Below are 7117 nucleotides of genomic sequence, written 5' to 3'. Positions count from 1 at the left end.
CGTGACCAACTCGTGCTCGACCGGCGAGGCGATGGACTGGAACGCCACCCGCTGCGTCCCGGTGCTGAGCAGACCTTGGCCGCGGTCGGCGGAGAGCAGGAACTGGCGCTCGCCGAGCGAGAGGTCGAAGGTGCGGGTGATCTCGTCGATCGCCTGGGAGGCTTGCCGCAGCAGGATCTGCGTGGCTGCGTTCGCGACGACGGCTTTGCCGAGGTCCGAACCCAGCACGTCCGCGGTGTCCTGGGTGGCGACCGTGAGGCCGGCCCACTGCTTGCGGCTCGCCTTGGCCATCCGGAACAAGAACTCGGCACCGGCGGGCTCCTTCATCAGCAACCACGCCTCATCGACCACGACCAGCCTGGGCTTGCGGATGGCCGGGTTGGAGACCTGCCGCCACACCGCATCCAGGGTGAGCAGCGTGCCGATGGGCTTGAGTTCGTCGGCGAGATCGCGGAGCGAGAACACCACCAGGTGCCCTTCGGGGCGTGTCGAGGTCGGGCCGGAGAACAGGCCGGAGAACGCGCCGGTGACGTACGGGTGCAGCCGCGCCGCGAGCTCCACCCCGGCGGGATCTCCGGCGTCGGCAAGGACCTCGGCGAGGTCGGCCAGCAGCGGAGCCGGGCGGGTCCAGGTCCGCGGATCCGAGGTGATCCCGGCGCGCTGATAGGTCGCGGTGATCGCCCGGTCCAGCGCCGCCCGTTCGGTCGCTTCGAGCTCAGCGCCGAGCAGTACCGCGATCACGGTGTGCAGGAACAGACTGCGTCGGATGAGCGCGTCGCGCGGCGCGGTGCGCCGGCCGTCCGGGCGGGTGTGGATCGGCAGGTTCATCGTGTTGAGCCGGACCTGCTCGGCGCCGAGGTGCACGTACGTCCCGCCGACCGCGGCGGCCAGCCGGGCGTATTCGTCCTCGGGGTCGATGACGTGGATCTCGATCCCGCGGTACAGCGACCGCAGCAACTCCAGCTTCACCAGGTAGCTCTTGCCCGCGCCGGAGCGGCCGAGGATCACGCTGTTGTGGTTGTCCAGAGCGAACCGGTCGTGATGCACGAGGCCCTGGCTGCCGACGTTGAAGCCGTAGAGCACACCGCTGGGTGCACCGACCGAGGTCGGGTCCGGAGGCGGCAGGTCGGGCGAGGTGAACGGGAACGCCGCGGACAGCGCACTGGTGTCGAACGTCCTGCGCATGCCGACCAGATCGAGGCCCATGGGCAGGCTGGTGATCCAGCCCTGCAGGCTGCGGTACGTGGTCGGTTTGCAGTCCAGCAGCAGCGACGCCGCCAGCGACCGGATCGCCGCGACCTCATCGCCGAGGGCTTCCTCGGTGGGGGCGTGCACGGTCAGGTACAGCCCGAGCCGGTAGAGCTTGCCTTCGCCGCGAGCGACTCGGGCGGACAGGTCGTAGGCGTCCTCGGTGGCGGCTTCGACGTGCGGGTCGATCAACCGTCCTTTCTCGCTCGTGTGCCGCCTGCCGGACTCCAGTTTCGACAGCTGCTTCTTGAGCCTGTTCGCGGCGGTGACCGGGTCGATCGGCTCGATGTGCAGCGAGACGTCGACCCGTCCGGGGTAGGTCAGCAGCGGCTGCAACCAACCGGGGTGGACCTCGCGCGGGTAGCCGACGACGGCGAAGCTGGCGACCCATTCGCCGCCGACTTCCAGCGCGCGGGGGCGCACGGAGATGGCGTCCGGGGTGAACGCGCTGGCCCGCCCGAGCGGCGGCTGCATGGCCTGGGCCTTCCGGCCGTGGCGCTTGGCTGTGGTCTTCATCGGCGGTACCTCCCCGCGGAGTTGGCGTAGTCGTCGGGGTCCTCGGCGGTGTCGTCGAAGCCGTCGTCAGGGCCGTCGTCCCAGGCGTCCTCGGCCTCGCCGAACTCGCCGTCGGCAGGGAACGCTGCGCGGCCGAACGCACCTGCGTCCCAGCCCTCGTCTGGGGCGGTGGTGATGACTTCGTCCGAGCCGGCGAGACCGGAGTTCGGCGGGATCACGCTGTCGGGGTTGCAGGCTGCGGCGAGCACCGCGGTGGCCTGTCCGGCGTCCAGCGGGGTGACCACGATCCCCGACGGGGAGAGCAGCTCGACCGCCTCGCCGAGCCGGCGGACCAGCCGGGCTTCGGCCGCGCGCCGGGTGGCGTCGTCGACCAAGGCGGCCTGCTTGGCGGCCCGGCGTTTCGCCGTCAACGCGGCCAGCGGTGAGGCGCCGCCGAGCCCGTCGGCTGGCCCCGTGGTCAGCAGCGGCTCACGCAGGATCAGCAGCACCTGACGGCGCAACAGATCGGTGGCGCGGCCGAGCTGGTCGAGGTACTCGGCGTGCTCGCGCGCCGCCCGTTCCAGCGCCGGGTGCGGCAGACCGCCGGCCTGGTCGCGGAGCTCGGCGATCTGCCCGGATAGGTCCAGCCGTTCCGCCCGCACCAGCACCTGCACCGGTGCCGTCAAGCTGTGCAGGTAGCGCCCGAAGGAGGCGACGAGGGACTCCTGCTCGGCCGGAGTGCGCAGCCCGAAGTTGATCGTGGAGCAGACCGCGACCACGGCGACGCCGTCCTTGCCGAGGTCGATGACACCGGTGTCGGTGACCGCTTCGGCGGGTAGCCGCAGCGCGGCCGGCGAGACCGTCGATGCCGCGGCATCCGCGCCGCCCGCGCTGTCCTTCCGCTTGGCGCGGCCCGTGCTGCTGGTGTTCGCGACCTGGCTGCCCAGCCACTCGGGGACGGGCCGGATGCCTTCCGGCGCGGCCACCCGGTGCTGCGGGCTCAACCGCTGCCGCAGCGCGGCCAGCACCAACCGGTCGAGGGGAATGCCGTCGCGCTGCCCGAGCGCGAGGAACGCGGCGGTCACCCCGATCGGGATGGCGACGATGAGGAACGCCACCAGCGGCACGAACTCGCGGGTGAGCGTGTACGCCCCGTACAGCACGATCCCGGTGACGGCGAGGATGAGCAGCTGCCGCGCGGTCAGCGGACCGATGACGCGGTCCTCGCGATCGACGTCGGCGGGAATCCTTACCGGCTGACTCATTTCCCTTCACCTCCTGGGGCGGGTTTCGGTGCGCGGAACACCGGCGGCGGAACCGATTGGGTACGCCGGTAGGCGTCCCCGATGCGCGGCTTGGGCTGGGCTTGCCGGAACACCGGCGCGGCAGGAGCGGACGCCGACCTGGGTGGCGACGACGGCTCCGGCGCGGGTGGCGTGGCGGGCCGGAACTGCAACTGCGGGGGCACCGACGCGGTGCGGATCGGGCGGGCCGGCGGTGGGGTGGCGCCGCGTCGACGTGGCCCTCCAGCGGCTTGGAACTGCGGCGCCGATCCGGGCCGAGGTCCCCGCCGCGGCGGTGAGATCGGCGTGGCGGGCGTGGGTGCGGAACTGAACTCAGGAGGCATGGCTGGTCCCTGGTTCGCCGGGGTGACGGCGGGGTCGTGAGTGGTGTCTTGAGGTGAGGGCTGCAGGAACTGCGGCGCCTGCGACGGCAGCCGCGACCGGCGGGCCGCGCGGGCGCGCTCGGCGTCATGGGCCGCCTTGAGCCGCTTGTTGACCATCTCCGGGGTGGGCGCGAGGCGTGGCTGCGCGGGCCACGGCGGGTCCGCCGACCCACCGCCACCGCGGCCCCCACCGCCGCCACCGCCCCCGCCGCTCTTCGCACCGACGGCGCCGCCGACCTTGCCGAGCGCGCCGGTCTTCCCGGCGACCATGCCGAAGGTCTTCGCCGCGATGTAGGCGCGGGCCAGACCGCCGAGGAACGAGCGGCCGTTGCTGACCTTGACCGCCTTCAACAGCCAGAACGGGATCTTGAACAGGATGAAGAACAGGGCGATCGCGGCGACCAGCGTGCCGAGCGCGGACAGCGTCGAGCCGAACAGATTCACGCCGCCGGACAGGAACGTACGTACCGCGGTGATCAGCACCAGGGCCTGAGCGACCTGGATCGCCAGCGTCGCGGTGATCGCCTTCCACCACCAGCGAGCCAGCGGGTCGGTGTGTGGCAGCGCGTGGAACATCAGGAACAGGGGGCCAGAGATGATCAAGACGAGGGTGATGACGATCCGGACCACGTAGACGACCAGCAGGCCCAGGCCGACCACGACGAGCACCAGGCCGACCAGGATGATGAACAGTCCGCCGGTCTGGATGCCGGCGACGGCGTCCTTGAGGGTGTTGCCCAGTGAGGGCGCGTTGACTCCGTCGCCGAGGATGCCCAGGGTCAGGCCGTTGGCCAGTCGGATGAGCTTGTCGGTGAAGAACAGCGACAGCGCCGAGGCGATGAACGCGATCGGGATCCTCGGCCCGATCTCCTTGATCGAGTAGCGCGCCTGGACGCTCTCGTGGCCCATCACGAGGATGCCGCCGAGGAGGATGAGCAGGCCGTAGGCGGCGACCACGAGCTCCCAGGAGTTGTTCCACAACTCGCCGATGCCGGGCAGGTCGCTGATCGTCGGCGTGGACAGCGCGGTGTGCCCGATCAGCTCCAGGATCGGCGAGAGCGCGGCGTCGACGATGCTGCGGAACGCGCCGTTGATGGCCTCGGTGATGCAGGCCCCGATGTCCGTGATCCCACAGTCCGAGTCGCCCTCGCCGCTGCCCGTGCCCGGCTGCTGCGGACCAGTGCTCGGTGGTGGCGTGGTCGGCTGCGGGATGCAGTCCTCACCCGTGCACGGCTGGCTCGGCGTCGTGGTCGGCGTGGACGAGGTGCAGCCGACCTGGCCGGGGAAGCTGCATGTCGTCGGCGCGGGCACCCCGGTCGGGAGTGGCAGCGGCGCGGTGGGCAGCGGCTTGGTAGTGGTCGGCGCGGGCAGTTGGCAGACCGGCAGCGGCGAACCCGGCGTGCACGGATCCACCGTCGGGATCGGCAACGGTGGTTGCGGCGGGGGCTGCTGCGGCGCAGTGGGCGAGGCCCACGCGCTGACCGCGAGGACGCCGACCAGGAGCACGACGATGCTCAGCGCCAGCATCCAGCCCGCGCGCCAGCGCCGCGGCCGACCAGCCGGCGGCCGGTCGGCGCTGGCGTCGGAGACCGGGGAGAGCATCGCTCGGTCCCCGTCGATTCGTCCGGCGGCAGCGGTCGCGACCGGGCCGCCGGACCGGCGGTACGGGCGAACCGTGGGCGGGGTGCTGACGGCCATCGGTCAGGCCCCCACGATCCCTTTGAGGATCTCCACGACCAGCGGCGCGAGCGCCGCAAGGCCGTAGCCCCACCCGGCGGACTTGAACGCGGTCTTGGCCTTCTCGACCTCGCCGGGGTCGCCGCCGCCCATCACGTAGCGGACGCCGCCGATGGACAGGAACACCGTGGCCAGACCGGCCAAGATGCCCATGATCCAGTTGCGGACGTTGTTCAGGACCGTGGTCACCGAGTCCGCGAGGGCGACGACCATCGTGTCGGCGTGCGCCGCCGACGCCGACGCCAACAGCGCGAGGATCGCCAGCTCGACGATCAGCACCACGTGCGACCAGCGGCGGGGGCGGACCGGGGTCCAGTCCTCCGGCGTAATGATCGGAGCACTGGTCGACTCGCTGCCGGTGACATGGTCCGGCGTGCTCGACGCTGGGGCCTCGGCTGGCGGCTGCGGATTGCCGTCGAGGCGGGCGCTGCGCGGTCCGCTCGCGGCGGGGAAGAATCGATCGATCAGGCGCATTGGGGCACCTCCGAAGGTCGGGCTGAGCGCGGGTGTGTCCCGCAGCCCTGAACTCCGGATTTCGCGTCCGTTTTGGACACGCGACCCTGAACTTTCTGCCCCGATTCCGCGTCAGCGACGGACACGGACAGTGACGACAGCGGCAAGTCGCGGACCGGCGAGACCGGGCGCGCGAGGGCCAACGCGGTGGCTACCTGGTCGGTCAGCGGGTCGGTCGGATCGGTCTCGGCGGCACCGTCGCGCAGGTACGCGGCGAGCCGGAGCTCGGCGCGTTTGCGCGTCTTGTAGACCGCCCACTCGCCGGTCTGGTGCGCCGCAGCCCAGTCCGCGACGGACACCTCTTCCAACCGGGTCGCCCCGATGAGTGCGGCCTCGGTCTGGGTCAGGACTCCGTCCGCGACCGCGCGAGCGAGGACTAGATCCGGGTGTCCCCACGGCGTGTGTGGCGGGGTGGATCGGAAGCCCGGCGCGACTGGAGTCGGACCCGCCAGCGCCTCGGCGAGCGCGTCGTAGCCGGACCGGTAGGCGGCCCACCGCAGTCGCAGCATGATCCGCGGCGGACGCAGATCGATGGTCGACAACGCGGTCAGGAAGCCGCGCAACACCTCGGCGTGAACATCGGCCGGATCGCCGGCGAACCGATCGGACAGGGTGGCCGCGACCGAGGTCAGCGCGGGCAGTGCGACCCCGACCGCGGCGACCGTCCAGGTCGCTCCTTCAGTACGGGAGCGCAGCACCAGATGCGCCCACACCGCGTCCCGCGTCGCCTGCGGGCACCGGCGCGCCAGCAGCCGGTCGCGGACCTCGTCCAGCGGGATGTGCCGGTCGGGCAGGCCGGGGAAGAGCCGGCCGTTCAGCGACACCGGGTGCGGCCCGGTCACCAGCCAGGTAAACGTGTCCCGCGCGATATCCAACGAGTTCGGGACAGCCTCGTCGCCACGGCGACGAAAAACGGATTGTGCTGCCATGTCGTGACTCCCACGGCGTCGATGCGAACAACAACGCCGTCAGGAAGCCACGACCGATACCACGGAAATACCACGCCATTACTAGGCGCCAACTAGCAAACCGTTCCGGGGCTACTAGCGAACTACTATTTCGCCTCGCGAACGCGTCGATCCAAGATCAAAAATGGGCTTGGTCAACTACGATCGTTGATCAACTCTAGTAGCCGTTGAGCTGGGGTTATAGTCGCTCGCTAGTACGGCGCTAGTAGTCACGAAGGGCTCCGATGCGGACCAGCGGCGAGATCCACATCGCACCGCCGGAAAGATCTTGAAAAATCTGGCCGCGACTGGTCCAGGAAGCGGTTCGCGGCGGCGCGGGATGACCGGACAAGCGGTTCCTCAGTCACGGCTTTGGCAGAACTGTCCGAATCGCGTCGAGTCGCGCTTAGCCCGAGTGGGCGGTGCAAAGAAATTTGGCGGGACGTGTCCAAAACGGGGTCGAAATACGGAGTTAAGGGGCGTCAGAACGCACGGCACCCATCCGTCGGAG

The 7117-nt window shown here is 70.7% G+C and carries 5 protein-coding genes; all 5 read right to left on the bottom strand.

Going from position 1 to position 7117, the window contains the following annotated elements; all coding sequences use genetic code 11:
- A partial coding sequence (locus tag H5411_RS45570) for a VirB4 family type IV secretion system protein (protein WP_246370496.1) occupies positions 1–1764 on the bottom strand: 1764 nt, incomplete at its 3' end.
- Complete coding sequence (locus tag H5411_RS45565) at positions 1761–3008, bottom strand: PrgI family protein (RefSeq protein ID WP_110341506.1); 1248 nt, start codon at positions 3006–3008, stop codon at positions 1761–1763. The genes H5411_RS45570 and H5411_RS45565, both read right to left, overlap by 4 nt.
- The gene (locus tag H5411_RS45560; protein ID WP_110341508.1) at positions 3005–5107 is read right to left on the bottom strand and encodes a hypothetical protein; all 2103 of its coding nucleotides are present in this window, start codon (positions 5105–5107) and stop codon (positions 3005–3007) included. Before H5411_RS45560 ends, H5411_RS45565 begins: the two co-directional genes overlap by 4 nt.
- A 3-nt stretch (positions 5108–5110) precedes the next feature.
- On the bottom strand, positions 5111–5428 hold the full coding sequence (locus tag H5411_RS49950; RefSeq protein WP_110341604.1) for a pilin: 318 nt from the start codon (positions 5426–5428) through the stop codon (positions 5111–5113).
- Between the two features lie 182 nt (positions 5429–5610).
- Positions 5611–6588, bottom strand: coding sequence for a hypothetical protein (locus tag H5411_RS45550; protein ID WP_110341510.1), 978 nt, complete (start codon positions 6586–6588; stop codon positions 5611–5613).
- Positions 6589–7117: the final 529 nt, after the last annotated feature.

The sequence above is a fragment of the Amycolatopsis echigonensis genome, from assembly GCF_014174495.1.
GTDB lineage: Bacteria > Actinomycetota > Actinomycetes > Mycobacteriales > Pseudonocardiaceae > Amycolatopsis > Amycolatopsis echigonensis.
This window is presented reverse-complemented; position numbering and strand designations above follow the sequence as displayed.

Coding starts and splice junctions, on each gene's coding strand:
- H5411_RS45565 (WP_110341506.1), bottom strand. CDS start 3,008: ATGAGTCAGCCGGTAAGGATTCCCGCCGACGTCGATCGCGAGGACCGC.
- H5411_RS45560 (WP_110341508.1), bottom strand. CDS start 5,107: ATGGCCGTCAGCACCCCGCCCACGGTTCGCCCGTACCGCCGGTCCGGC.
- H5411_RS45550 (WP_110341510.1), bottom strand. CDS start 6,588: ATGGCAGCACAATCCGTTTTTCGTCGCCGTGGCGACGAGGCTGTCCCG.